Origin of the sequence: Pseudomonas sp. FSL W5-0203 (genome assembly GCF_001896155.1) — a bacterium.
GTDB lineage: Bacteria > Pseudomonadota > Gammaproteobacteria > Pseudomonadales > Pseudomonadaceae > Aquipseudomonas > Aquipseudomonas paracarnis.
In genome coordinates this window covers 1-23,914 of the sequence record NZ_MPOR01000035.1, presented here as the reverse complement: position 1 = coordinate 23,914, position 23,914 = coordinate 1, and the positions used below count along the sequence as shown (strand labels likewise).

At 60.4% G+C, this 23,914-nt stretch carries 29 protein-coding genes; 24 read left to right on the top strand and 5 right to left on the bottom strand.

From position 1 onward, the window contains the following. Window positions 1-86 precede the first annotated feature (86 nt). Entirely contained in the window at window positions 87-665 is a 579-nt protein-coding gene (locus BOP96_RS23425) for a Maf family protein (protein ID WP_032901910.1), read from the bottom strand. Between the two features lie 105 nt (window positions 666-770). On the opposite strand from BOP96_RS23425, the gene BOP96_RS23420 reads away from it, so the two are divergent. The 20 genes from BOP96_RS23420 to BOP96_RS23325 all read left to right on the top strand — a co-directional run bounded on the left by BOP96_RS23420 (window position 771) and on the right by BOP96_RS23325 (window position 18,418). Further along, complete coding sequence (locus tag BOP96_RS23420; RefSeq protein ID WP_003175611.1) at window positions 771-1,301, top strand: YceD family protein; 531 nt, start codon at window positions 771-773, stop codon at window positions 1,299-1,301. Between the two features lie 13 nt (window positions 1,302-1,314). Continuing rightward, complete coding sequence (rpmF, locus tag BOP96_RS23415) at window positions 1,315-1,497, top strand: 50S ribosomal protein L32 (RefSeq protein ID WP_003179396.1); 183 nt, start codon at window positions 1,315-1,317, stop codon at window positions 1,495-1,497. 4 nt (window positions 1,498-1,501) lie between these two features. Then, a complete protein-coding gene (plsX, locus tag BOP96_RS23410; protein WP_073454171.1) occupies window positions 1,502-2,512 on the top strand; it encodes a phosphate acyltransferase PlsX in 1,011 nt (336 codons plus the stop codon). 126 nt (window positions 2,513-2,638) lie between these two features. Next, entirely contained in the window at window positions 2,639-3,577 is a 939-nt protein-coding gene (gene fabD / locus BOP96_RS23405; protein ID WP_014719563.1) for an ACP S-malonyltransferase, read from the top strand. 24 nt (window positions 3,578-3,601) lie between these two features. Then, window positions 3,602-4,345, top strand: coding sequence for a 3-oxoacyl-ACP reductase FabG (fabG, locus tag BOP96_RS23400; protein ID WP_005790544.1), 744 nt, complete (start codon window positions 3,602-3,604; stop codon window positions 4,343-4,345). Between the two features lie 191 nt (window positions 4,346-4,536). Beyond that, the gene (gene acpP / locus BOP96_RS23395; protein WP_003175607.1) at window positions 4,537-4,773 is read left to right on the top strand and encodes an acyl carrier protein; all 237 of its coding nucleotides are present in this window, start codon (window positions 4,537-4,539) and stop codon (window positions 4,771-4,773) included. Window positions 4,774-4,884: 111 nt separating this feature from the next. Continuing rightward, window positions 4,885-6,129, top strand: a complete 1,245-nt coding sequence (fabF, locus tag BOP96_RS23390; protein ID WP_014719562.1) for a beta-ketoacyl-ACP synthase II — start codon at window positions 4,885-4,887, stop codon at window positions 6,127-6,129. Further along, window positions 6,129-6,944 carry an aminodeoxychorismate lyase gene (gene pabC / locus BOP96_RS23385; protein ID WP_014719561.1) on the top strand — a complete coding sequence of 272 codons (816 nt, stop codon included), beginning with the start codon at window positions 6,129-6,131 and terminating at the stop codon, window positions 6,942-6,944. The genes fabF and pabC overlap by 1 nt, the downstream gene beginning before the upstream one ends. 1 nt (window position 6,945) lies before the next feature. Continuing rightward, window positions 6,946-8,082 carry an endolytic transglycosylase MltG gene (gene mltG / locus BOP96_RS23380; protein WP_014719560.1) on the top strand — a complete coding sequence of 379 codons (1,137 nt, stop codon included), beginning with the start codon at window positions 6,946-6,948 and terminating at the stop codon, window positions 8,080-8,082. A 19-nt stretch (window positions 8,083-8,101) separates the two neighbouring features. Further along, window positions 8,102-8,734, top strand: coding sequence for a dTMP kinase (gene tmk, locus BOP96_RS23375; protein ID WP_014719559.1), 633 nt, complete (start codon window positions 8,102-8,104; stop codon window positions 8,732-8,734). Then, window positions 8,727-9,716 carry a DNA polymerase III subunit delta' gene (locus tag BOP96_RS23370; protein ID WP_073454168.1) on the top strand — a complete coding sequence of 330 codons (990 nt, stop codon included), beginning with the start codon at window positions 8,727-8,729 and terminating at the stop codon, window positions 9,714-9,716. Before tmk ends, BOP96_RS23370 begins: the two co-directional genes overlap by 8 nt. Window positions 9,717-9,778: 62 nt before the next feature. Next, window positions 9,779-10,564 carry a TatD family hydrolase gene (locus tag BOP96_RS23365; protein WP_073454166.1) on the top strand — a complete coding sequence of 262 codons (786 nt, stop codon included), beginning with the start codon at window positions 9,779-9,781 and terminating at the stop codon, window positions 10,562-10,564. Between the two features lie 445 nt (window positions 10,565-11,009). Beyond that, window positions 11,010-11,675 (top strand): TetR/AcrR family transcriptional regulator, encoded by a 666-nt coding sequence (locus tag BOP96_RS23360; protein WP_003189287.1) that lies wholly within the window; start codon window positions 11,010-11,012, stop codon window positions 11,673-11,675. 139 nt (window positions 11,676-11,814) lie between these two features. Beyond that, window positions 11,815-12,783, top strand: a complete 969-nt coding sequence (locus BOP96_RS23355; RefSeq protein ID WP_019817203.1) for a GTP 3',8-cyclase MoaA — start codon at window positions 11,815-11,817, stop codon at window positions 12,781-12,783. Between the two features lie 111 nt (window positions 12,784-12,894). After that, on the top strand, window positions 12,895-13,500 hold the full coding sequence (locus tag BOP96_RS23350; protein WP_019817202.1) for a DUF4823 domain-containing protein: 606 nt from the start codon (window positions 12,895-12,897) through the stop codon (window positions 13,498-13,500). A gap of 16 nt (window positions 13,501-13,516) precedes the next feature. Next, on the top strand, window positions 13,517-14,077 hold the full coding sequence (locus BOP96_RS23345) for a DUF1285 domain-containing protein (RefSeq protein ID WP_014719554.1): 561 nt from the start codon (window positions 13,517-13,519) through the stop codon (window positions 14,075-14,077). A gap of 70 nt (window positions 14,078-14,147) precedes the next feature. Beyond that, window positions 14,148-14,861, top strand: coding sequence for a GntR family transcriptional regulator (locus BOP96_RS23340; protein WP_014719553.1), 714 nt, complete (start codon window positions 14,148-14,150; stop codon window positions 14,859-14,861). Beyond that, the gene (locus BOP96_RS23335) at window positions 14,858-15,859 is read left to right on the top strand and encodes an ADP-ribosylglycohydrolase family protein (protein ID WP_073454164.1); all 1,002 of its coding nucleotides are present in this window, start codon (window positions 14,858-14,860) and stop codon (window positions 15,857-15,859) included. The genes BOP96_RS23340 and BOP96_RS23335 overlap by 4 nt, the downstream gene beginning before the upstream one ends. A gap of 188 nt (window positions 15,860-16,047) precedes the next feature. Continuing rightward, the gene (locus tag BOP96_RS23330; protein WP_014719551.1) at window positions 16,048-17,514 is read left to right on the top strand and encodes a purine-cytosine permease family protein; all 1,467 of its coding nucleotides are present in this window, start codon (window positions 16,048-16,050) and stop codon (window positions 17,512-17,514) included. Continuing rightward, entirely contained in the window at window positions 17,507-18,418 is a 912-nt protein-coding gene (locus BOP96_RS23325) for a PfkB family carbohydrate kinase (protein WP_073454161.1), read from the top strand. The genes BOP96_RS23330 and BOP96_RS23325 overlap by 8 nt, the downstream gene beginning before the upstream one ends. A gap of 117 nt (window positions 18,419-18,535) precedes the next feature. On the opposite strand, the gene BOP96_RS23320 is transcribed toward BOP96_RS23325, so the two are convergent. The 4 genes from BOP96_RS23320 to BOP96_RS23305 form a co-directional block, all read right to left on the bottom strand. Beyond that, window positions 18,536-18,916: a Rho termination factor N-terminal domain-containing protein gene (locus BOP96_RS23320; protein ID WP_073454160.1), complete on the bottom strand. Its 381-nt coding sequence runs from the start codon at window positions 18,914-18,916 to the stop codon at window positions 18,536-18,538. 48 nt (window positions 18,917-18,964) lie between these two features. Beyond that, window positions 18,965-19,231: a hypothetical protein gene (locus tag BOP96_RS23315; RefSeq protein WP_014719548.1), complete on the bottom strand. Its 267-nt coding sequence runs from the start codon at window positions 19,229-19,231 to the stop codon at window positions 18,965-18,967. A gap of 51 nt (window positions 19,232-19,282) precedes the next feature. After that, window positions 19,283-19,621: a hypothetical protein gene (locus tag BOP96_RS23310; RefSeq protein WP_020301899.1), complete on the bottom strand. Its 339-nt coding sequence runs from the start codon at window positions 19,619-19,621 to the stop codon at window positions 19,283-19,285. Window positions 19,622-19,706: 85 nt separating this feature from the next. After that, on the bottom strand, window positions 19,707-20,903 hold the full coding sequence (locus tag BOP96_RS23305) for an MFS transporter (RefSeq protein ID WP_038451225.1): 1,197 nt from the start codon (window positions 20,901-20,903) through the stop codon (window positions 19,707-19,709). Between the two features lie 188 nt (window positions 20,904-21,091). Here BOP96_RS23305 and BOP96_RS23300 point away from each other — a divergent pair, with 188 nt between their 5' ends. The 4 genes from BOP96_RS23300 to BOP96_RS23285 all read left to right on the top strand — a co-directional run. Then, window positions 21,092-21,571, top strand: a complete 480-nt coding sequence (locus BOP96_RS23300; protein WP_010208407.1) for a GNAT family N-acetyltransferase — start codon at window positions 21,092-21,094, stop codon at window positions 21,569-21,571. Window positions 21,572-21,807: 236 nt separating this feature from the next. Continuing rightward, window positions 21,808-22,629, top strand: coding sequence for an SDR family oxidoreductase (locus BOP96_RS23295; protein WP_014719545.1), 822 nt, complete (start codon window positions 21,808-21,810; stop codon window positions 22,627-22,629). A 32-nt stretch (window positions 22,630-22,661) separates the two neighbouring features. Continuing rightward, window positions 22,662-23,642 (top strand): substrate-binding domain-containing protein, encoded by a 981-nt coding sequence (locus tag BOP96_RS23290; protein WP_014719544.1) that lies wholly within the window; start codon window positions 22,662-22,664, stop codon window positions 23,640-23,642. Continuing rightward, window positions 23,639-23,914, top strand: a 276-nt coding sequence (locus tag BOP96_RS23285; protein WP_044267436.1) for an ATP-binding cassette domain-containing protein, incomplete at its 3' end; no start/stop codon positions are given. The genes BOP96_RS23290 and BOP96_RS23285, both read left to right, overlap by 4 nt.

Below are 23,914 nucleotides of genomic sequence, written 5' to 3'. Positions count from 1 at the left end.
CGATAGCGATGGATCAGTCGATATTAGTGTCGCCTGGTACATCGCTATCGCAGGCAAGCCAGCTCCCACATTGCTTTACGAAGGTTTCAAGGGATCTGTACGCCTTCGGTCAGCAGCATGTCCACCAGTCGAATCAGTGGCAGCCCAACCAGGCTGGTCGCATCCGGTCCCTCGGTGCTCCGGAACAAGCTCACACCGAGCCCTTCTGCTTTGAAGCTGCCCGCACAGTCATAAGGCTGCTCGATCCGCAGATAGCGCTCGATACGTTCTGCATCCAATTCGCGCATGTGTACGGTAAACGTCACGCAGTCGACCTGGTAGTGCCCGGTTTCGCTGTTGAGCAGTGCCAGGCCCGTGAGGAAGCTCACACGCTTGCCGCTGGCAGCCAGCAGTTGCTCGCGAGCATTTTCGAAGGTGTGCGGCTTGCCGATGATCCGGCCTTCCAGTACGGCGACCTGATCCGAGCCAATGATTAAATGGCCGGGATGGCTGGCGGCGAGGGCGCGGGCCTTTTGTTCGGCCAGGCGCTTGACCAGTTCGATGGCGGGTTCATCCGGGCGGTGGCTTTCGTCGATATCCGGCGAGCTGCAGGTGAACGGCAGGTGCAGGCGACTCAGTAATTCCCGGCGATAAACCGAGCTGGACGCGAGTAATAAAGGCAGCATATACGTCTCCTCAAGGCAGTCGCCGATTCTATCGACGTGACCGGCTGACGCACAGGGCTGAATTTCCTTTGACATGGCCGGGTGCATCCCTATAATGCTGCGCCTATGTTGAATGACCCGATTCCACCTCACGTTGACCCGCGCAAATTGGCTGATCGTGGCACCACCCTTCAAGGTGAAGTGCTGCTGGCCGATTTGGAGAGACTCTGCGACCCGCTTTCCGACACTGTCGGTACGGTGCAGGCGAAATTCGTTTTTGAACGAGATGAACGTAAATCTGTGGTAATCCACAGCGTTATCGACACCGAAGTCAAAATGGTTTGCCAGCGTTGTCTTGAGCTGGTCACCCTGCCGATCCACAGCGAATGCAGTTATGCTGTGGTGAAAGAGGGTGCGAATACCCAGTCGTTGCCGAAAGGTTATGACGTGCTGGAACTGGGCGAAGATCCATTGGATCTGCATGCACTGATCGAGGAGGAGCTTTTGCTCGCCTTGCCCATTGTGCCTGCTCATCATCCGGAAGAATGCCAGCAGCCGGAGGGTCTCGATGACGAGGCCGAGCCGAGCGAGGACGAGGTAACGCGGTCCAACCCGTTCAGTGTATTGGCGCAGTTAAAGCGTGACCCAAACGTTTAGGAGTTAATCAATTATGGCTGTTCAGCAGAACAAAAAATCCCGCTCCGCCCGTGACATGCGCCGTTCGCACGACGCTCTCGAGGCTAGCACCCTGTCCGTGGAAAAGACCACTGGTGAAGTTCACCTGCGTCACCACGTATCGCCAGAAGGCGTATACCGTGGCCGTAAAGTGATCGACAAGGGCGCTGACGAGTAATCACTTGTCTGCTCAAGTCATCGCGATTGACGCAATGGGCGGGGACTTCGGTCCCCGCAGCATTGTTCAGGCTTGCATTGCCAGCCTGTCTGCAACGCCCTCGCTGCACCTGACCCTCGTCGGTCAACCCTCCCTACTTGAAGAACTGATTGCCAGCCATCCGGCGGTGGATCGCGCGCGCCTGACGATTACGCCAGCCAGCGAAACCATCAGCATGGATGAAAAGCCGGCGGTTGCCCTGCGTGGCAAACCCGATTCTTCTATGCGGGTGGCCCTTGAGTTGTTGCGTGATGGCAAGGTGCAAGCCTGTGTCAGCGCCGGCAACACGGGCGCGTTGATGGCCTTGTCACGGCATGTGCTCAAAACCTTGCCAGGTATTGATCGGCCGGCGATGGTGGCGGCGATCCCGACGCAGAAGGGCTATTGCCAGTTGCTGGACCTGGGCGCCAATGTCGATTGCAGTGCCGAGCACCTGTTGCAATTTGCCGTAATGGGCTCGGTGGCCGCCGAGGCGCTGGGCGTGCCCCGACCCCGGGTTGCCCTGCTGAATATCGGCACTGAGGACATCAAGGGCAACCAGCAAGTCAAGCTTGCCGCTACCTTGCTACAAAGCGCGCGGGGTTTGAACTACATCGGCTTTGTTGAAGGTGATGGTTTGTACCGTGGCGAAGCTGACGTGGTGGTGTGCGACGGCTTTGTCGGCAATATTCTGCTCAAGTCCAGCGAAGGCCTGGCGACCATGATCGCCACGCGTATCGAAGCTTTGTTCAAGCGCAACCTGGCGTCACGTATAGTGGGGGCCTTGGCGCTGCCCCTGATGCGACGCTTGCAGGCCGACCTGGCGCCCGCACGGCACAACGGTGCAAGCTTTCTTGGCTTGCAGGGCATTGTGGTGAAAAGCCACGGTTCTGCCGGGGTGCTGGGCTTTCAAAGTGCAATTGCACGGGCCTTGATCGAGATTCAAGAAAACCTGCCGCAACGCTTGCACGGCCGTCTCGAGGATCTGTTGCCTTAGGCGAATTGGCCCGGGAGTGCTTAAATGTGACCGGCCAGTTCAATTGACCATCCAATCTGTCAGTTTCGTTCGCTCCCACCGTAGGCGCGAGCATTTTTGACGACCAGATCATTAGGGGCTTGTTACATGTCTACATCCCTCGCATTCGTCTTTCCAGGGCAGGGTTCGCAGTCCCTCGGCATGTTGGCCGAGCTGGGCGCGCAATACCCGCTGATCCTGGACACCTTCAAGGAAGCTTCTGACGCCCTGGGTTACGACCTGTGGGCACTGACCCAGCAAGGGCCGGAAGCGCTGCTCAACCAAACCGATAAAACCCAGCCGGCCATCCTGACCGCCTCGATCGCCCTGTGGCGCTTGTGGTTGGCAGAAGGCGGCGCGCGCCCTGCATTCGTCGCGGGTCACAGCCTGGGCGAATACAGCGCCCTGGTGGCCGCGGGCAGCCTGACCTTGGCTGAAGCGGTCAAGCTGGTCGAGCGTCGTGGTCAACTGATGCAAGAAGCCGTTCCGGCCGGGCAGGGCGGCATGGCCGCTATCCTGGGCCTGGACGACGCGGTGGTGATCGAGGCCTGCGCCGAAGCGGCGCAAGGCGAAGTGGTCAGCGCGGTGAACTTCAACTCCCCAGGCCAGGTGGTGATCGCCGGCGCCAAGGCAGCTGTCGAGCGTGCCATCGAGGGTTGCAAGGCCCGTGGCGCCAAGCGTGCCCTGCCATTGCCGGTGAGCGTACCGTCCCATTGTGAGCTGATGCGCCCGGCGGCAGAGCGGTTTGCCGAGTCTATCGCTGCCATCAACTGGCAAGCGCCGCAGATCCCGCTGGTGCAGAACGTCAGTGCGGCCGTGGCCGCCGACCTCGACACCCTCAAGCGCGACCTGCTGGAGCAACTGTACAAGCCAGTGCGCTGGGTTGAATCGGTCCAGACCCTGGCCGCCAACGGTGCCACCGAGCTGGTCGAGTGCGGCCCGGGCAAAGTCCTGGCCGGCTTGAACAAGCGCTGCGCCGACGGTGTGTCGACCGCCAACCTCAATACCCCAGAAGCCTTCGCTGCCGCTCGCGCGGCACTGGCCTGAATCCCGTACTTAGGAGAAGCCTGCATGAGTCTGCAAGGTAAAGTTGCACTGGTTACCGGCGCAAGCCGTGGCATTGGCCAAGCGATCGCCCTGGAGCTGGGCCGTCAGGGCGCCGTTGTGATTGGCACCGCCACCTCTGCCTCGGGCGCCGAGCGTATCGCCGCGACCTTGAAAGAAAACGGCGTGCAGGGCACCGGCCTGGAACTGAATGTAACCAGCGATGAGTCCGTAGCTGCCGTATTGGCCGAGATCACTGCACAGTTCGGCGCGCCGGCAATTCTGGTGAACAACGCCGGGATCACCCGTGACAACCTGATGATGCGCATGAAAGACGACGAGTGGTACGACGTGGTCGATACCAACCTGAACAGTCTGTTTCGCCTGTCCAAGGGCGTTTTGCGCGGCATGACCAAGGCGCGTTGGGGGCGAATTATCAATATTGGCTCCGTAGTGGGTGCCATGGGCAACGCAGGCCAAGTAAACTACGCTTCCGCCAAGGCCGGTCTGGAAGGTTTCAGCCGTGCACTGGCACGTGAAGTCGGTTCGCGGTCGATTACGGTCAACTCGGTGGCCCCAGGGTTCATCGACACCGATATGACCCGTGAACTGCCGGAAGCACAGCGTGAAGCCTTGCTGACGCAGATTCCGCTGGGCCGTCTGGGCCAGGCTCAAGAGATTGCGAATGTGGTCACTTTCCTGGCATCCGACGGTGCGGCATACGTGACTGGGGCTACAATCCCGGTGAACGGCGGGATGTACATGAGTTAAATTGTGACGGATCGCTTCAAAAAAATGTCATACGAGCTGTCTAAAATCCGTTATAAAGCTGCAACTTAATTTATAGGCAGGTGGCCGACCGGGTACAGGGTGAAGCTTTCAGTTGAAAAGCTGAAATGGCTTTCTATACACTTACCCACTGGCCAGCTGCCTGAATTTGTCCATTAGGAGTTAAACAAGGTATGAGCACCATCGAAGAGCGCGTCAAGAAAATCGTCGCCGAGCAACTGGGCGTTAAGGAAGAAGAAGTGGTCAACACTGCTTCCTTCGTAGAAGACCTGGGTGCCGATTCCCTTGACACCGTTGAGCTGGTGATGGCTCTGGAAGAGGAATTCGAGACCGAAATCCCGGACGAAGAAGCTGAAAAAATCACTACTGTTCAAGCTGCCATCGACTACGTTACTAGCCACCAGGCGTAATAGTTTGTAGTCGTCGCTTGCTGTCAGGGAAAAACCGCACTGCTGTAACGGCGTGCGGTTTTTTCTTTAGCGGCGATGAAAAAGTGTCGTCATTAGAAAAAGGAGAGTGCTGTGTCGCGTAGACGCGTCGTAGTCACCGGTATGGGTATGTTGTCGCCACTGGGCACGGATGTGCCAAGCAGTTGGCAGGGCATTCTGGCTGGCCGCAGTGGTATTGGTCTGATCGAACATACGGACCTTTCTGCCTATTCCACCCGTTTTGGCGGCTCGGTAAAGGGCTTCAATGTCGAGGAATATCTCTCGATCAAAGAGTCCCGCAAGCTCGACCTGTTCATTCAGTACGGCCTGGCTGCCGGTTTTCAGGCAGTGCGTAACGCCGGCCTGGAAGTCACCGACGCCAACCGTGACCGCATCGGTGTGGCCATGGGTTCGGGTATTGGCGGTCTGACCAATATCGAAGAAACCAGCCGCACGCTGCATGAGACTGGCCCACGTCGAATTTCACCGTTCTTCGTACCGGGCTCGATCATCAATATGATTTCCGGCTTCCTGTCCATCCATCTGGGGGCACAGGGGCCTAACTACGCGATTTCAACGGCGTGCACCACAGGCACCCACTGCATCGGTATGGCGGCGCGCAACATTGCCTACGACGAAGCCGATGTGATGATCGCCGGCGGCGCCGAAATGGCCGCGTGCGGCCTGGGCATGGGCGGCTTCGGCGCGTCCCGTGCGCTGTCGACCCGCAATGACGAGCCGACCCGTGCCAGCCGTCCGTGGGACAAAGGCCGTGACGGCTTCGTGCTGTCCGACGGTGCCGGTGCGCTGGTGCTTGAAGAGTTGGAGCACGCCAAGGCGCGTGGCGCCACCATCTACGCCGAGCTGATCGGGTTCGGCATGAGCGGTGACGCGTACCACATGACTTCACCGCCGTCCGACGGAGCGGGTGCTGCGCGTTGCATCACCAATGCCCTGCGCGATGCGAAGGTCAACCCCGACCAGGTGCAGTACATCAACGCCCATGGCACTTCGACCCCGACTGGCGACTTGGCGGAAGCCGAGGCCATCAAGTCGGTGTTCGGCGAGCACGCCTATAAGCTGGCGGTCAGCTCCACCAAGTCCATGACCGGCCACCTGCTGGGTGCGGCGGGCGCGGTCGAGGCGATCTTCAGTGTGATGGCCATCAAGGACCAGGTTGCTCCGCCAACTATCAACCTTGATGAGCCGGACGAAGGCTGCGACTTGAACTTCGTGCCGCACGAAGCGCAACCGATGCCAATCGACGTGGTGATCTCCAACTCGTTCGGGTTTGGTGGTACCAACGGCTCCCTGGTGTTCCGCCGGTTCGCCGAGTGATGCACAGCTGGGTCGACGGTCAGCCAGCGGACAGCGTGCCCCTGAAAGATCGCGGCCTGGCCTATGGCGATGGGGTGTTCGAGACCATCGCCGTCAAGGCCGGGCAGCCGTTGCTGCTCGACCGTCACCTGCAACGCCTGGAAGAGGGTTGCAGGCGTTTGGCATTGGTGGTGGATCACGGGTTGATTCGCCACGAAGTGCTGAGCTTCGCCGCCGCCCTTGGCGACGGTATTCTCAAATTGATCCTCACCCGTGGCGACAGCTTGCGCGGTTATGGCATCAACCCTGGCGCCCCGGTGCGCCGTATTTTGCAGGGCAGTGCGCCCGCTGCTTACCCCCTTGCCCACGAAGTCGACGGCGTCCGCCTGTTTGCGTGTGCCACGCGCTTGGCGCAGCAGCCGCTGCTGGCCGGTATCAAGCACCTCAATCGCCTGGAGCAGGTGATCGCGCGTGCCGAATGGCAAGATACCGAACATGCCGAAGGCCTGATGCTGGACATGTCTGGTCGGGTGATCGAAGGCATATTCAGCAACCTTTTCCTGGTACGCAACGGCTTGTTACTAACCGCTGATCTGAGCCGTTGTGGCGTTGCCGGCGTAATGCGCGCCGAAGTGCTGGCCCAGGCACAAGCGCTGGGCGTCCCGGTGGCCGTGGCCGACATCAGTGTTGAGCAGTTGCAACAGGCCGATGAAGTCTTCGTCTGCAACAGCGTATATGGCATTTGGCCGGTGCGTGGTTGCGCTGCGATGAGCTGGCCGGTTGGGCCGCTCACCCGTAAACTGCAAGGCATTGTTCGCGCGCTATTGGATATTTGAGTTGATACGAAAACTGGTGTTACTGCTGCAGATCAGCCTGGTCTCGGCGGCTTTGCTCGTGGGCTTTTCGGCCTGGAAACTCGACTCTGCCCTCAAGCAGCCCCTGAAGCTGCCTCAGGAGCAGTTGCTCGACGTACCTGCTGGCGCTACGCCGACGGGCACCTTCAACCGTCTGGAAGCCGACGGCGTGCTCGACGATGCATTCTGGTTGCGTCTGTACTGGCGCTTCAACCTCGAAGGCCAGCCATTGCACAGCGGCGAGTACCGCATGAGCCCGGGCCTTACCGCCGAGGGTTTGATCGGCCTGTGGCAGCGCGGCGAAGTGGTGCAGTACAGCCTGACCTTGGTGGAGGGCTGGAATTTCCGTCAGGTGCGCACCGCCCTGGCCAAGCATGAAAAGATCGTGCAGACCCTCGCGGGCCTGACTGACAGCGAAGTGATGGATAAGCTCGGCCACCCAGGTGTGTTTCCTGAAGGGCGGTTCTTCCCCGACACCTACCGTTTTGTCCGCGGCATGACCGATGTCGAATTCCTGAAAAAAGCCTACAATCGCCTGGACGATGTACTCGCCCAGGAGTGGAGCAAGCGGGCTGCCGACGCGCCCTATACCGACCCTTACCAAGCGCTGATCATGGCGTCGCTGGTGGAAAAGGAGACCGGTGTGCCCCAGGAGCGCGGGCAGATTGCCGGTGTGTTTGTGCGTCGCCTGAAGATCGGTATGCTGCTGCAGACCGACCCCACCGTGATCTACGGCCTGGGTGAGCGCTACAACGGTAAATTGACCCGTGCCCATCTCAAGGAAGCCAACCCCTACAACACCTACATGGTCGCCGGCCTGCCGCCCACGCCCATCGCAATGGTCGGTCGCGAGGCGATCCATGCAGCGCTGAACCCGGTACCGGGCAGCAGCCTGTATTTCGTCGCCCGTGGTGATGGCAGCCATATATTCTCGGATGACCTGGATGCGCATAATGCCGCCGTGCGTGAGTTCCAGCTCAAGCGCCGTGCCGATTACCGTTCCAGTCCGACGCCTGTGGTGAAACCGCTGGAAGATTCGGCACCTGCCAGTGATGCACCCACCCCCGACGCACCGATCGAGCCCGCGCCGGACACTACTGCGCCGCAAAGCCCGCAATGACTCTGACTAAGGACTGCCTGTGACTGGCTTGTTTATTACCCTGGAAGGCCCGGAAGGTGCCGGCAAAAGCACTAACCGTGACTACTTGGCCGAGCGCCTGCGTGCGCAGGGCATCGAGGTGGTGCTGACCCGTGAGCCGGGCGGTACGCCTTTGGCTGAGCGCATCCGTGAAGTCCTGCTGGCCCCGGGTGACGAGCCGATGAACCCGGACACCGAGTTGCTCCTGGTGTTTGCTGCCCGTGCCCAGCACCTGGCCGAAGTGATTCGCCCGGCCCTGGCGCGGGGTGCGGTGGTGATCTGCGACCGGTTTACCGATTCCACCTACGCCTACCAGGGTGGCGGGCGGGGTTTGTCCCTGGAGCGCATCGCCACCCTGGAAACCTTCGTGCAAGGCGATCTGCGCCCCGACCTGACCCTGTTGTTCGACCTGCCGGTGGAAGTGGGCATGGCCCGCGCCAGTGCGCGAGGTCGCCTGGATCGCTTCGAGTTGGAAGGCCAAGCCTTCTTTGATGCGGTGCGCAGTGCTTTCCTGCAGCGCGCCAAGGCTGAGCCCACACGTTATTACCTATTGGACGCCGCCCAGCCGCTGAGTCAGGTGCAACAGGCTATCGACGCGCTGCTGCCCACTCTGTTGGAGCGTAGCCGTGGCTGAGTCCTACCCGTGGCAGGACGGCCTCTGGCAGCAACTGGCAGGGCGCGCCCAGCACGCCCACGCCTATCTGCTGCATGGGCCGGTGGGCATCGGTAAGCGCCACCTCGCCGAACGCCTGATGGGCAGCCTGTTGTGCCAACGCCCTGTCAACCTGGAGGCGTGTGGCGAGTGCAAGTCCTGCCTGTTGCTCAAGGCTGGCAGTCACCCGGACAATTATGTGCTGGAACCCGAGGAAGCGGACAAGGCCATCAAGGTCGACCAGGTGCGCGACCTGGTGAGCTTCGTGGTGCAGACCGCGCAAATGGGCGGGCGCAAAGTGGTGCTGATCGAGCCGGTCGAGGCGATGAACATCAACGCGGCCAACGCCTTGCTCAAAAGCCTTGAAGAGCCGTCCGGCGATACCGTGCTGTTGCTGGTGAGCCACCAGTCCAGCCGCTTGTTGCCGACCATTCGCAGCCGTTGCGTGCAGCAGGCTTGCCCGTTGCCCAGCGAGGACATGAGCCTGCAATGGCTGGCGCAGGCGTTGCCGGAATGCAGCGCAGAAGAACGAGGCGAGTTGCTGACCCTGGCGGCCGGTTCGCCTTTGGCGGCAGTGAAGCTGCAGGCTCAGGGCGTGCGCGAACAGCGTGCACTGGTCGTGGATGGCGTGAAGAAACTGCTCAAGCAGGAATTGTCCGCCACGCAACTGGCCGAAAGCGCCTGGAAGGACATTCCGCTATTGCTGCTGTTCGACTGGTTTTGCGACTGGTCCAGCCTGATCCTGCGCTACCAGCTTACCCAGGATGAGCAAGGCCTGGGCCCGGCGGATATGCGCAAGGTCGTGCAATACCTGGCGCAAAAAAGTGCCCAGGACAAAGTGCTGAACATCGAGGACTGGATCCTCGCCCAGCGCCAGAAAGTCCTCGGCAAGGCCAACCTCAACCGCGTGCTGTTGCTCGAGGCATTGTTGGTGCAGTGGGTCGGCCTGCTCGGGCGCCGTTAAATTCCGTGGCTGACGGGTGTATCGTTGGCCCTACCTCTTTTGTGACTTAAGCTCAGATTCCTATGCTCGTAGATTCTCATTGCCACCTTGATCGCCTCGACCTTGCCCAGCACGGTGGCTCCCTCGACGCCGCCCTTGAAGCTGCCCGCCAGCGTGGGGTAGGGCACTTCCTGTGCATTGGCGTCAGCGCCGACAACGCCGCCGACGTCAAAGCCCTGGCTGATCGCTATGCCGACGTAGACTGCTCGGTGGGTATTCACCCGTTGGACCTCAAGCCTGGCGAAGCGCCGGCTCTGGACTGGCTACTGGGCGAACTCAACCACCCGCGAGTGGTGGCCATTGGCGAAACCGGCCTGGACTATCACTACGAGCCTGAAGCTGCCGAGTTGCAGCAGGCCTCGTTCCGCTTGCACCTGCAAGCCGCCCAGCAGACGCGCAAGCCGGTGATTGTCCATACCCGAGGTGCCCGTGCCGATACCCTGGCCTTGCTACGTGAAGCCGCGTTGCCGCAGGCTGGCGTGTTGCATTGCTTTACCGAAGACTGGGACATGGCCAAGGCGGCCCTGGACCTGGGGTTCTATATTTCCCTGTCGGGTATCGTCACCTTCCGCAATGCCGACGCGCTGCGCGATGTGGCCCGCCAGGTGCCTGCCGACCGCCTGCTGGTGGAAACCGACTCGCCGTACCTGGCGCCCATCCCCCATCGCGGCAAACCGAACTTGCCCGAATATGTACGTGATGTGGCTGATTACCTGGCGATGCTGCGCGGCGAGTCGTACGAACGCTTTGCCGAGCAGACTACCGAGAACTTCAAGCGCCTGTTCCCGCTGGCCCACCTAGCCGGTTAGAGCGGCCGAATTCCAGGCAAAAAAAACCCGGGTTCTGGGGGGTGAATCCGGGCTAAGACCATTAGGAGTAAAACAAGGGCACGCAGTCCGTCGGTACCCAGGTCGACGCGTCACTTGGGGGAGATGTCGCGCCGACAGTTGAAGTATTGACCACTATCCTATTCAGTCCAGTCGTGATTGATCGTTTTTTAAACAGATTTGGAATACGCGGCCTTCGCTTGAGTTCTCATTGCGCTGATGGGCAGGTTCAGGTGTTGCGTATTATTTCTGACTGATAACGGCGAAATCGTTGGCGCATTGAAAGTTATGTGCCTGGCGGGTTCACATAGACATTGCCCAACGACCGTTCAGTCGGGATAATCCCTCGCACCGGGTAAATCGTATCGCCACGTATCCATGGCCCTGCGCAACCCTCCCTATTTCCGACCTTTGCAGACTCTTCCTCATGCACAAAGAACCCCGTAAGGTCCGTGAATTTCGCCGCCGTGAGCAGGAAATTCTCGACACCGCGCTCAAGCTGTTCCTCGAACAAGGTGAAGACAGCGTCACCGTCGAGATGATTGCGGATGCCGTGGGTATCGGCAAAGGCACGATCTACAAACACTTCAAATCCAAGGCCGAAATCTACCTGCGCCTGATGCTCGACTACGAGCGTGATTTGAACGAGTTGCTGCACTCGGCGGATGTCGACAAAGACAAGGAAGCCCTGTCCCGCGCTTACTTCGAGTTCCGCATGCGTGATCCGCAGCGCTACCGCCTGTTCGACCGCCTGGAAGAGAAGGTCGTCAAAGGTCACCAGGTGCCGGAGATGGTCGAGGAGTTGCACAAGATCCGCGCCTCGAACTTCGAACGCCTGACCCTGCTGATCAAGGGGCGTATCAGCGAAGGCAAGCTTGAAGACGTGCCACCGTATTTCCACTACTGCGCCGCCTGGGCCTTGGTGCATGGCGCTGTGGCGCTGTACCACTCGCCGTTCTGGAGCAATGTGCTGGAAGACCAGGAAGGTTTCTTCCAGTTCCTGATGGACATTGGCGTGCGCATGGGCAACAAGCGCAAGCACAGTCCTGAACTGCCGGGCGCCGAGAAGAGCGGCGAAACCCCTGCCACCTAAGTCATTCGCCACAGTGATGGCGCAATGATTTACTGCCAGGCGCAGTAACCCAGGAATATACTCAGGCAAGGACCTTGCTAAAAGCTGAGTTATGAGTCAGCTTTTAGCGCGCCCGAATTATCCTCTGCCGGAGTGATCCATGATCGTTGATCGTCAAGGCAGGCGTTTTCGCAATTTGCGGATCAGCCTGACTTCAGCCTGCAATTATGCGTGTACCTATTGCGTGCCTGACGGCAAGCGGCTGGTGGCTGCCCAGGATGAACTGTCGGCCGAGGCCATGGCCCGAGGCGTGGCTTACCTGATCGAAGCGGCGGGTATCGAGCGCTTGCGCATTACCGGCGGTGAGCCGTTGGTCAGCCCCAAGTTGGAAGCCTTCATGGGGGCGGTAGGGCAGATGGGCCTGAGCGACATCAGTCTGACCACCAATGGCCAACTGCTGGCGCGTAAACTGCCGTTGCTGGTGGCCGCTGGTATACGACGCATCAATGTCTCCCTCGACACGCTGGATGCCGACGCTTTCCGCAGCATCGCCCGTGGCGGCGACCTGGCCACCGTGCTCGATGGCATGGACCAGGCCAGTGCTGCCGGGATCAAGATCAAGGTCAATATGGTGCCGTTGCGCGGCCAGAACCTGGACCAGGTGATGCCGCTGCTCGATTACTGCCTGGCGCGAGGCTACGAGCTGCGCTTTATCGAACTGATGCGCATGGGGCACCTGGCCAAAGACTCCAACGCGTTCCTGCAACAGTTTGTCAGCTTGCAACAGCTGCTCAGCTTGATCGGCGAGCAACACGAATACCTGCAAGCCAACGCACCCGTCGATGCGACGGCGGTACGCTACGAAGTGCCGGGCAAGGGCTTCTTCGGTGTGATCGCCAACGAGAGCGTACCGTTCTGCCGCACCTGTTCGCGATTGCGGTTGTCCTCTACTGGTTGGCTGCATGGCTGCCTGTCGTCCAGCAATCGCCATTATGTCGGTGACTTGCTCGATCAGCCGCGCCATCAAGCGTTGCCAGCGTTGCAGGGCTTGTTGATGAAAGCCTTGGCCGACAAGCAGGAAGTGGCGTTCTCCGGCGGTGCCACGATCATGAAGATCATTGGTGGCTAAGGTAGATATTGCGGGTTCACACATTTGATTTGTAGCGCAGCTGACTGGCGCGGATTCTGCATCCCACGCCCCATTCGCCGGTTTCCTGTCACCGGCCTCTGGAGGATTAGGATGCGTAGTCTGGTTTTGCTGCTGGCGTCATTGGCCCTGGGTGGTTGCATGACCGTCAGTGATATGGCCGAAGGCACCCGCTATCAGATGAGCGATGCCGGACTGCTCGATCACAGCGATACGCGCCGTACTGCCTCGGTGCGCATACAGCCGGACTCCTTTGTGTTTATCGCCCAGGGCGCCTTCGTGCCGCCGGGCAGCGCCTACCCGCGGCCCAATGTGGTGGCCGAGGAAGCCTTCAATGGCTTCGTCGAATATTTCCCCATGGTGCGTCGCGCCCGCCAGCCGGAAGGTCTTGAACAGGCCATGACCGAAGCCCGTGCCGCCGGTGCTCATTACCTGCTGTATTGCCGCTTTGCGGCAGCCGATGACCGTATCGGCAACGCCGACGAGTGGACCGACCAACAAGCCCTGGACCGCCTTGGCCTGGACAGCGGGGTGATCCAAGTCATGTTGATCGAGACCAGCACCCAGTATTTGATTGATACTGCACGTATTCGCAGTCGTGGCGGTTTACTGACGTTCCACGACACATCGCCACAAGATTTGATCGCCCGCCCCCTCGCGCAATACGCCCGCGGTTTGCTGGGTATGAGTGATCAGTAAGACAGAGGAGCCCGCCATGACCGATTCCGCCAAGGCCAATGATTTATTGGCCCAACTGCCCAAGGGCAAGGGGCCGGCACCGGTGCATCTGTGGAACCCGGATTTCTGCGGCAACATCGACATGCGCATCGCCCGCGATGGCACCTGGTTCTACCAGGGCACACCCATCGGGCGAAAGCCGATGGTCAAGCTGTTCTCCAACATCATCCGCCGCGATGGCGATGATTATTTCCTGGTGACGCCCGTGGAGAAGGTCGGCATCCGTGTGGATGATGCGCCGTTTGTCGCAGTGACCCTGGATGTGCAAGGGCAGGGCGAAAGCCAGGTATTGCGCTTTACCACCAACGTCGACGAACAGCTCGAGGCAGGCCTCGAACACCCGCTGCGGGTGGTGACCGACCCCATCACCCAGGAACCCGCCCCCTATGTGCGCGTTCGCACCAACCTCGAAGCCCTCGTGCATCGCAACGTTTTTTACCAGTTGGTGGAGCTGGCGGTGAGCCGTCCGATCAACGGTCAGAACTGGCTTGGTGTCTGGAGCGGCGGGGAGTTTTTCCCCATCGGCCTGGAGCCCTGAGGCGGTTTTTGTCTTCAGCCTGAAATAATCCTCTTGCGGTAAACGTGCGCTTTCGGTTATCAATTTGTACATGATTAGACATGTTCGATTTGATAAGAAAAAACGCGTCGTCGATGAGCTCATCCGCCGTATCGAAGGTGGCGTCATGGCCGACGGTTTCCTATTGCCGGGCGAGCACCAACTGGCCGAGGAGTTTGCGGTCAGCCGGGGCACGCTGCGCGAGGCGCTGGCCGAGCTCAAGCGTCGCAACTACATCGCCACCCAAAGCGGCGTCGGTTCGATTGTCACCTTTGACGGCATGGTGTTGGACCAACGCAGCGGTTGGGCCCAGGCCCTGGCCGATACGGGGGCCCAAGTAAGCACCGATACCCTGCGTTTCGAGACCGTGACGCGCCCGGATCTGTTCAGCCGTTTCGGCACCGACCAGTTCATTACCCTCGACCGCCTCCGGCGCACGGCTGACGGTATAGCGGTGTCGCTGGAACGCTCGTTGATGCCGGCCGTTGGCGACCTGGAAAACCTGCCCCACATTGGGCTGATCGATAATTCCCTGACCATCACCCTGGCCGCCTACGGCTACGTCGGGGCCGACGGCGACCAGTGGATCGGTGCCGAACCCCTGAGTGATGAAGACGCCGAATTACTCGGGCGCCCCAGCGGTACGGTATTTCTCAAGGCGTCGCGCACCACCTATGATCGTCGCGAGCGTTTCATGGAGCATGTCGAAAGCCTGCTTGACCCGCTGCACTTTCGCCTGCATCTGCAGTTTGGAGCGTCGAAATGACCCGAAAAAATCGCGCACTTGGCGCCTTTTATGGCCTGGCCCTGGGCGATGCCTTGGGCATGCCCACCCAATCCTTGAGCCGCGAGCAGGTTCAACAGCGCTTCGGTGCTATCACCGCCTTGGAAGACGCCGACGCGGACCAGCCCATTGCGCCCAACATGCCTGCCGGTTCCATCACCGATGACACCGAACAAGCCATCCTGGTTGCCGAGTTACTGGTGCAAGGCCAGGGCCAGATCGAGCCCGCCGTGCTTGCCCAGCGCCTGATCGACTGGGAAGCGGGGATGCGCGCCAAGGGTTCCCAGGACTTGCTCGGGCCGTCCACCAAGCGCGCGATCGACATGATCCTCGCCGGCCATACCCCGGAAGAATCCGGGCGCTACGGCACTACCAATGGCGCGGCCATGCGCATCACCCCGGTGGGCATCGCCGCCGATGTTGGCGACCCGGGGCGGTTTGTCCAGGCGGTGATCCAGGCGTGCCAGGTCACGCATAACACCAGCCTGGGTATTTCCAGCGCCGCGGCCGTGGCGGCGGTGGTCTCGGCAGGCATCAATGGCGTGGACCTGGGGGAAGCCCTGAATATCGGCACCCAGATTGCCCGACAGGCTGAAAGCCATGGTCACTGGATCGCGGGCGGACGCATTTCTACCCGCATCAGTTGGGCTCGCACCTTGAGCGTCGGCAGCGGCGACAAAGCGTTGTTTGCCGACCTGCTTTACGAGTTGATCGGTACTTCGGTGGCTTCCCAGGAATCGGTGGTGGTCTCGTTTGCCTTGGCCCAGCAAGTGGCGTCAGGTGATATGAATGCCTTCGAAGCCCTGTGCCTGGCGGCCAGCCTGGGCGGCGACACCGACACCATTGCCGCGATCCTCGGCGCCATGCTGGGGGCGTGCCTGGGCATGCAGTGCTGGCCTGAGGCGTTGGTTGAACAGGTCAAGCGGGTCAATGGATTGGATGTGCAACCCTTGGTCCAAGGGTTGTTGGCCTTGCGATAAACACAAATCTGATGTGGGAGCTGGCTTGCCTGCGATAGCGGTTTTCCAGTGGCCGCTGGGCGGGTTGCCCCCACCGCAATCGCAGGCAAGCCAGCTCCCACATTCAAAAGCGTTGAGTCAGGAAGACTGGATAAAGATTCGACTCGCTGCCACAACCACAACAATACAGGCACCAGGAGCACCCTTTCATGAGCAGTCCCTCTTCCGGCCAAAGCGCCGGGCAACTGGAAACACGCGGCATCGAGCCGGTCCCGGAAGGTGAGTGCAACGGCCATCCGCTGCAACTGTTCTGGGTGTGGTTCGCGGCCAATATCAGCATCCTCGGTTTGCCCCTTGGTGCAACGCTGGTGGCGTTTCGTGGCTTGGCCATCTGGCAGGCGATCATCGTCGCGATTCTTGGCGCCGCTGGCTCCTTTGCCGTGGTTGGCATTATCTCCATTGCCGGTCGCCGTGGTCGCGCGCCCAGCCTGACCTTGTCCCGCGCCATCTTCGGCGTGCGCGGCAATATCGGCCCGACCTTGGTGTCGCTGATGTCGCGCCTGGGTTGGGAAACCGTCAACACCACCACCGCAGCCTTCGTGTTGTTGTCGTTGAGCTCTATCCTGTTCGGCTCGGCAGTGGAGGCCAAGAGCGCGCCTCTGCTCACCCTGATCTTCATTGCCATCTTCGTGCTGCTGACCCTGGCCGTATCGGGCCTCGGCCACGCCACGTTGTTGGTGATCCAGAAGTGGGCGACCTACGTATTCGGCGGCCTGAACATTCTGGTGGGCGGCTTTCTGTGCGCCACCATCGACTGGAGTGCGGTGTTCAACGCCACCCCGGCGCCGTTGAGCGCGATGATCATTGGCGTAGGCACCATGGCCGCCGGCACCGGCATTGGTTGGGCCAACGCCGGTGCCGATATGTCGCGCTACCAGCACCGCAGCGTCAAGGCTGTACGCCTGGTGGCCAGCGCCGCTTTTGGCGCGGGTATTCCGCTGGTGTTGCTGATTACCCTGGGCGGCCTGCTGTCGGTGGGTAACAACGACTTGGCGTCGGCCACCGATCCGATCATCGCAATCCGCGACATGCTGCCGACCTGGATGGCGGTGCCTTACCTGATCACCGCGTTCGGCGGGCTGTTGCTGTCAAACAACCTGTCGGTGTATTCGGCCGGTCTGACGACGTTGACCTTGGGTTTGAAGGTCAAGCGCGTGCACGCGGTGATTGTCGATATCGTCGCGATCTTTGCTGGCTCCATCTATTTCATGCTGATCGCCGACAGCTTCTATGGCCCGTTCATCACCTTCATTTCGCTGCTGGCGGTGCCGATTACGGCGTGGGTCGGGATCTTCGTGGTCGACTTGATTCACCGTCATTACTACAGCCCCACCGACCTGCTGGACGTCAGCCCCAGCAGTGCCTACTGGTATCGCGGCGGTGTGGAGTGGCGTGCATTTGGCGCCTGGGCCGTGGCCATTGTGCTGGGGTTCAGCTTCACCACCATCGGCACCACCGCCGAAAACATCTGGTTTGCCGGGCCGTTGTCCGACTCCTGGCTGGGCCATAACGGCCTGGGCTGGATCGTGACCTTCCTGGTAGCCGGCGGACTATATGCAGTACTGGGCGGCGCGGCTGACCGTCGTCCTGCTTTAGCAGAGAGCGCCAATGTCTAGATTGCTGCATACCGGCCAGGTCATTGTCGACCTGGTCATGGGCCTCGACACCCTGCCGGCAAGCGGCGGTGACGTGCTGGCCAACTCCGCCAGTTTCCAGGTCGGTGGCGGTTTCAACGTAATGGCTGCGGCGCGGCGCAATGGGTTGCCGGTGGTTTACCTGGGTCGCCATGGCGATGGGCGCTTTGGCGAGCTGGCGCGCGCCGCGATGCAGGCCGAAGGTATTGAAATGACCTTGGCGGCCAGCGCTGGCAAAGATACCGGGTTGTGCGTGTCGCTGACTGAAGCGAGCACCGAACGCACCTTCATTTCCCATCTCGGCGCCGAGGGTGAGCTGAGCGCTGACGACTTGGCCCAGATCGTCCCGCGTGTTGATGATTACGTGTACGTCAGTGGCTACAGCTTGCTGCTTGAAGGTAAGGCACAGCCGTTGCTTGACTGGCTGCTGGCGCTGCCGCGAGAGATCGTGGTGGTGTTCGACCCAGGCCCGCTGGTCAAGGCGCCGGACTCGGCGTTGATGCGCGCGTTGTTGCCGCGTATCGACATCTGGACCAGCAATGGCCCTGAAGCCCTCGCGTTTACCGGGGCGGCGGATATGAGTCAGGCGCTGCCCATGCTGAGTCAGCACGTGCAGGCACTGCTGGTTGTGCGTGATGGGCCAAATGGTTGCTGGGTAGGGCGTGGGGCACAGACTGAGCATGTACCTGGCTTCAAGGTTAAGGCGGTGGACAGCAATGGTGCGGGGGATGCGCATGCAGGGGCATTTATTGCCGGGTTGGCGAAGGGCTTGAAACCGGTTGAGGCGGCGCGTCGAGCGAACGCAGCGGCGGCATTGGCGGTAACCCGCTGGGGGCCGGCCACTTCACCTGGCACTGCTGAGGTCGATGCATTAGTGACTGAATAAACGAGGCCCAAAAATGTGGGAGCGGGCTTGCTCGCGAATGCGGTGTGTCAGTTAAAGCATGTGCTGACTGATACACCGCATTCGCGAGCAAGCCCGCTCCCACAATGGGTCCTGCGTTTAACCGGCTTTTTTCAGGGCCTGGATCAACTCATCTTTACGCATGGTCGAGCGTCCTGAAATATTCTTTTCCCGCGCCTCTTTCATCAAGCTTTCCTTGGTTTGCGTACTCAGCGAAGCACGGCTGCTGCGTGGGTGGCCTTCACGGCTGGCAGCGGCACGCTTGGCCGATTCCTGCCGGTCCTGGGCCTTCTTGGCCGGCGCCTTGCCTCGACCTGATCCGCTGGCTCTTTCACCACCGCCAGACTGTTTGTTCACGGTGGCCCAGGCGCGGGCTTCGGCCTCGTCCTTGGGCAGTCCCTTGTGCTCATAACTGTCTTCGATATGAGCGGCCTTGCGTTTCTGTTCGTCGGTGTATTTGGCTTTGCTTCCACGAGGCATCGCTAAAACTCCTTCTGGCCCCGGTCGCGGGGCCAGGCCAGAAATGGATTACTCAGTGCTTTGAGCGTCGAGCTTGCGCGCCTCATCCACACCCGAAGCGGTGAGCTTGATCGGCAGGTTCAACGCGTATTCGCCGGCGTCGTCGGTGGTCACATGCCCATCCTTGATCAGCCCGCGGTCCTGCAGGAACGCCAAGACACTGGCGACCTCTTTTTCACCGCGGTAATTGTCCAGCACCTCCTTGCCCAAGCCTTGCGGGTGGGCGTGCAGCAGGCGGGTGAGGACTTCTTTTTCAAGGTTTCTATCGACGTTCATGCGTACCTCTTCACTGGGAAATGGTCGGGCGTTGGTCGTACCAAGGGGGCATCAAGGCGCTGGTTGTTTCTGCGCGCCGGGGATGTTCGAGTCGTCGCCCTTGTTGATCTTCGGCTCATTGTTGCTCGTGCCAGGGCCCATCTTGCCGTTGCCCACGGCCGCCGGTGCCTGGCGCTGGGTGTCGTTGCCTTTGGTGCGCGGGTCAGCGCTGTTGTCGATGATCGCGCCACCGTTGGTGTCCATGCCGGTGCCCATCGATTTTTGCGATTCGGTAGTGGCGTCCGGCGTTGGATCGGTGGGGCCAGTGGTCGAGCTAGCCGCGAAGGCGCTCAAGGACGCGGCAGACAACAAGCCGGTGAGGGCGAGGGCAGCAAATTTGGAATGTTTCATCAGGGTGTCTCCATATAATTAATGTCCTTACCCTGTATTGGTCTGCCCGCGATTGCTGATCGTGCCGGGATGGCGACGAACGGTATCAGCTCACCTGTATCACTTTGTGTGCCGATACCCGACGCGCTATCAAGCGCGCCACCGTGATCGCCCAATTGAGTGCGGCGATCACCAGTACGCTCAGCATCATTGTCGCAAGGCCGAAGTCGACGATGATCTTGCCTGCGAGCCAGGGAAACCCGAAGACGCCGATAAAGTACGCCAGGCTGAACAGCAACAACGCCTGAGAAGTGGTGCCGCTGGGCGCTTCGTTGGCCACCAGGCCGTTGATCACCGAATACGTCAGGCCATACCCGATCCCTAGCGTGGCGGCGGCGAGCACATAACTGAGGTTGCCGCTGACACCAAACGCGAACAGCGCGATCGCGCCGAACATTACCCCGGATAACACGCAGGCAGCCTGGTACGCATCGCGCTTGACCACGAAACCGGCGATCAGCAGGCGGCTGGTAATAGCCGCTGTCAGGAAACCCGCGAAGAACAGTGAATAGTCCAGCTTATGGGCCACGGCATAGCTGGTCTGGAACGAAGACAGCCCCCCGAATACGCAGCCGCCCAGTCCGACCATCAGGATGGCGAACGCCGCCTTGGAAGACAGGACGCGGCGGCTTGCGCGCCAGGAAATCCTGGCGGTTGGCACATTCGCGTGCTGTCGCAACCGAGTGCCCATGCGCCAGAACATCACCACCCCGGCGAGGCTGGCGAGCCCGGCGATATAGAACGCGGTTGTCAGGGGCAGGTCCAGCGCAGTGGCGGCGCGTCCCAGCAAAGGGCCGGAACCTATGCCGCTCAACATACTGCCCGAGAGCAAGGCGAAATATTTGGCCCGCTGGCGCGGTTCCACCAGCAGCGTCACGATGATCGGGCCCAGGGTATAGAACACGCCCCAGCCCAAACCAAGAGACAATCCAAACAGCATCAAGCCTTGGCCAAACCCTGGCGTCAGGGCAAACCCCAGGCAGGCCACCACCAACAATACGCCGGTGCTTGCAATGGCCCGCGCCGCGCCTAGCGCGTCAGCCAGATGCCCGGAAAGCACGACCGCTACAAAGGTGCTGAGCATCGCCGTGGCAATGACACTGCCCGCGTCGTGTTCATTACCGCCACGGGCATGGATCAGCAGTGACAACAAAAAGGTCGAGCCGTAAGACAGCGACAACAGAAAACTGGCGAGGCAGAACAGCGCGAATGTCTTCGTGCCCACGGGTGGCGTAACGTGCATGAGCAGGTCTCTGATCGTTGGATTTATGCTCATTGTTTACCATGGGCGTGCGCAGGCTTTGTTCTGTGGTTGCTGATGCTTGCATCACCCCGCGCCGGAGTGAAACGCGCTCGTCGGCATCAATTGCACTGCAAACGGCCATCAAACCGTCTTAGTATGTGGCCTTTGAATTTGCCCAAGGCTCGCCCATGACCATCGAGATTCGCCCCGCCGTGCCCAGCGATGCTGCGCAGATCCTGACCTTTATCACTGAACTTGCCGAGTACGAGAAAGCTCGGCATGAAGTGATCGCCAGCGTGGTGGACATCGAGCGCAGCCTCTTCAGCGAAGGCGCCACGGCCCATGGCCTGATCTGCTTGCGCGACGGCTTGCCGATTGGCTTTGCGGTGTTCTTTTTCAGTTACTCGACGTGGCTGGGCAGTAACTGCCTGTACCTCGAAGACCTGTACATCAACCCGGAGCAACGCGGCGGCGGGGCGGGCAAGAAGTTGTTGCGCCACTTGGCCAAGATCGCCTTTGACAATGGTTGCGGACGCTTTGAATGGAGCGTGCTGGACTGGAACGAGCCCGCGATCGCTTTCTACAAATCCATCGGCGCCCAGCCTCAGGAAGAATGGGTGCGTTATCGCATGGAAGGCGATGCCCTGCGCGACTTCGCCCTGGGCTGAAACCTCTTTCGTATAGTCACTAAAGATCGAATGTGGGAGCGGCTTGCTCGCGAATGCGGTGTATCAGTCAGCACATGCTTTAACTGACAGACCGCCTTCGCGAGCAAGCCCGCTCCCACATTTTTTCAAGCGCAGCCCATTATATGGGACGATAATTTATATATTGAGATATTTCAGGCGGTGGGTTTATAGTCGTCAGCATCAGCACTCACTACAAAAAATAAAAAGGTGAAGCGATGCAGGCGCAACCGTTGTCCCTACCCGCCGTGCCCGAGCCGACTTACGGCGAGCGGCTGAAGAACAAGGTGGTGATCGTCACTGGCGCCGCCCAAGGCATTGGCGAAGCCATCGTTGCCTGTTTCCAGGCCCAGCAGGCGCGGTTGATCATTGCCGATATCCAGGGCGACAAAGTCGAGAAGATCGCCGCTCATTGGCGCGAACACGGTGCGCAGGTTTACGCCCACGCGGTTGATATCACTTCCAAGGATCAGTGGCAGGCATTGGTCAACCTGGCCATCGAGCGCTTTGGCCGTGTGGATGTGCTGGTCAACTGTGCCGGCGTCAACGTGTTCCGTGACCCGCTGGAGATGAGCGACGAGGACTGGCGCCGCTGTTTCGCCATCGACCTCGACGGTGCCTGGTACGGCTGCCGCTCGGTGTTGCCGCACATGATCGAGCAAGGTATCGGCAACATCATCAATATCGCGTCCACCCATTCCAGCCACATCATTCCCGGTTGCTTTCCTTACCCTGTCGCCAAGCACGGCCTGCTCGGCCTAACCCGTGCCCTGGGTATCGAGTACGCGCCCAAAGGCATCCGCGTGAATGCCATCGCCCCCGGCTATATCGAAACCCAGCTCAACGTCGACTACTGGAACGGTTTCCCTGACCCCCACGCCGAACGCCAGCGTGCGTTCGACCTGCACCCGCCCAAACGCATTGGCCAGCCCATCGAAGTGGCCATGACAGCACTGTTCCTGGCGACCGACGAGGCGCCCTTTATCAACGCCACTTGCCTGATGATCGATGGCGGGCGGTCTGTGATGTACCACGACTAAAGCGTTTTTCAATAACAAGAAGGAGGTGGTCCATGTTCAAGCAAACACTCGGTGCCGTGGCACTGGCGATGGCGTTCTGCGGCTGGGTATCGGCTGAAGAAGTGAAGATCGGTTTTCTGGTCAAGCAGGCCGAGGAACCCTGGTTTCAAACGGAGTGGGCATTCGCGGAAAAAGCCGGCAAGGAGCATGGTTTCACCGTGATCAAGATCGCCGTGCCCGATGGCGAAAAGACCTTGTCGGCCATCGACAGCCTGGCCGCCAACGGCGCCAAAGGCTTCGTGATCTGCCCGCCGGACGTGTCCCTGGGCCCGGCCATTGTCGCCAAGGCCAAGGTCAACGGCTTGAAAGTGATGGCCGTGGATGACCGCTTTGTCGATGCCAAGGGCAACTTCATGGAAGACGTGCCTTACCTGGGCATGGCCGCGTTTGAGGTGGGCCAGAAGCAGGGCGCCGCCATGGCCGCCGAAGCGAAAAAACGCGGTTGGGATTGGAAGGACACCTATGCGGTGATCAATACCTTCAACGAACTCGACACCGGCAAGAAACGCACCGACGGCTCGATCAAGTCACTGGAAGAGGCCGGTATTCCCAAGGACCACATCCTCACCGCTGCGCTGAAAACCCTTGATGTTCCCGGCAGCATGGACGCCACCAACTCGGCCCTGGTCAAGTTGCCGAGCGGGGCGAAGAACCTGATCATCGGTGGCATGAACGACAACACCGTACTCGGCGGCGTGCGCGCTACTGAGAGCGCCGGCTTCAAGGCCGCCAACGTGATCGGCATCGGCATCAATGGCACCGACGCCATTGGCGAATTGAAGAAAGCCGACAGCGGCTTCTTCGGTTCCATGCTGCCCAGCCCGCATATCGAGGGCTACAACACCGCGCTGGCGATGTACGAGTGGGTCACCACCGGCAAGGAACCGGCCAAATACACCGCCATGGACGAAGTGACCTTGATCACCCGCGCCAATTTCCAGGAAGAACTGACCAAGATCGGCCTGTGGAAATGAGCGGCGCAGCCCTGCGTTTCAATGGCATCGGCAAGGAGTTTCCCGGTGTGAAAGCCCTGGCGCAGATCAGCTTTGAAGCGCGGCCCCATTCGGTGCACGCGCTGATGGGCGAGAACGGCGCAGGCAAGTCGACGCTGCTGAAAATCCTCGGCGGCGCCTACATTCCGTCCAGCGGCACGGTGCAGATCGGCGCGCAGACCATGGCCTTCAAATGCGCCGCCGACAGCATCGCCAGCGGTGTGGCGGTGATTCACCAAGAGCTGCACCTGGTG

Bases quoted from the DNA above. Each gene is read 5' to 3' on its own strand.
- BOP96_RS23420 (WP_003175611.1), top strand. From the start codon at position 771: ATGTTGAATGACCCGATTCCACCTCACGTTGACCCGCGCAAATTGGCT.
- acpP (WP_003175607.1), top strand. From the start codon at position 4,537: ATGAGCACCATCGAAGAGCGCGTCAAGAAAATCGTCGCCGAGCAACTG.
- pabC (WP_014719561.1), top strand. From the start codon at position 6,129: ATGCACAGCTGGGTCGACGGTCAGCCAGCGGACAGCGTGCCCCTGAAA.
- BOP96_RS23355 (WP_019817203.1), top strand. From the start codon at position 11,815: ATGATCGTTGATCGTCAAGGCAGGCGTTTTCGCAATTTGCGGATCAGC.
- fabD (WP_014719563.1), top strand. From the start codon at position 2,639: ATGTCTACATCCCTCGCATTCGTCTTTCCAGGGCAGGGTTCGCAGTCC.
- BOP96_RS23310 (WP_020301899.1), bottom strand. From the start codon at position 19,621: ATGAAACATTCCAAATTTGCTGCCCTCGCCCTCACCGGCTTGTTGTCT.
- fabG (WP_005790544.1), top strand. From the start codon at position 3,602: ATGAGTCTGCAAGGTAAAGTTGCACTGGTTACCGGCGCAAGCCGTGGC.
- rpmF (WP_003179396.1), top strand. From the start codon at position 1,315: ATGGCTGTTCAGCAGAACAAAAAATCCCGCTCCGCCCGTGACATGCGC.
- BOP96_RS23315 (WP_014719548.1), bottom strand. From the start codon at position 19,231: ATGAACGTCGATAGAAACCTTGAAAAAGAAGTCCTCACCCGCCTGCTG.
- BOP96_RS23290 (WP_014719544.1), top strand. From the start codon at position 22,662: ATGTTCAAGCAAACACTCGGTGCCGTGGCACTGGCGATGGCGTTCTGC.
- BOP96_RS23350 (WP_019817202.1), top strand. From the start codon at position 12,895: ATGCGTAGTCTGGTTTTGCTGCTGGCGTCATTGGCCCTGGGTGGTTGC.
- BOP96_RS23305 (WP_038451225.1), bottom strand. From the start codon at position 20,903: ATGCACGTTACGCCACCCGTGGGCACGAAGACATTCGCGCTGTTCTGC.
- BOP96_RS23340 (WP_014719553.1), top strand. From the start codon at position 14,148: ATGATTAGACATGTTCGATTTGATAAGAAAAAACGCGTCGTCGATGAG.
- BOP96_RS23295 (WP_014719545.1), top strand. From the start codon at position 21,808: ATGCAGGCGCAACCGTTGTCCCTACCCGCCGTGCCCGAGCCGACTTAC.
- BOP96_RS23345 (WP_014719554.1), top strand. From the start codon at position 13,517: ATGACCGATTCCGCCAAGGCCAATGATTTATTGGCCCAACTGCCCAAG.
- BOP96_RS23320 (WP_073454160.1), bottom strand. From the start codon at position 18,916: ATGCCTCGTGGAAGCAAAGCCAAATACACCGACGAACAGAAACGCAAG.
- BOP96_RS23360 (WP_003189287.1), top strand. From the start codon at position 11,010: ATGCACAAAGAACCCCGTAAGGTCCGTGAATTTCGCCGCCGTGAGCAG.
- BOP96_RS23325 (WP_073454161.1), top strand. From the start codon at position 17,507: ATGTCTAGATTGCTGCATACCGGCCAGGTCATTGTCGACCTGGTCATG.
- BOP96_RS23330 (WP_014719551.1), top strand. From the start codon at position 16,048: ATGAGCAGTCCCTCTTCCGGCCAAAGCGCCGGGCAACTGGAAACACGC.
- BOP96_RS23365 (WP_073454166.1), top strand. From the start codon at position 9,779: ATGCTCGTAGATTCTCATTGCCACCTTGATCGCCTCGACCTTGCCCAG.
- BOP96_RS23425 (WP_032901910.1), bottom strand. From the start codon at position 665: ATGCTGCCTTTATTACTCGCGTCCAGCTCGGTTTATCGCCGGGAATTA.
- BOP96_RS23335 (WP_073454164.1), top strand. From the start codon at position 14,858: ATGACCCGAAAAAATCGCGCACTTGGCGCCTTTTATGGCCTGGCCCTG.
- BOP96_RS23300 (WP_010208407.1), top strand. From the start codon at position 21,092: ATGACCATCGAGATTCGCCCCGCCGTGCCCAGCGATGCTGCGCAGATC.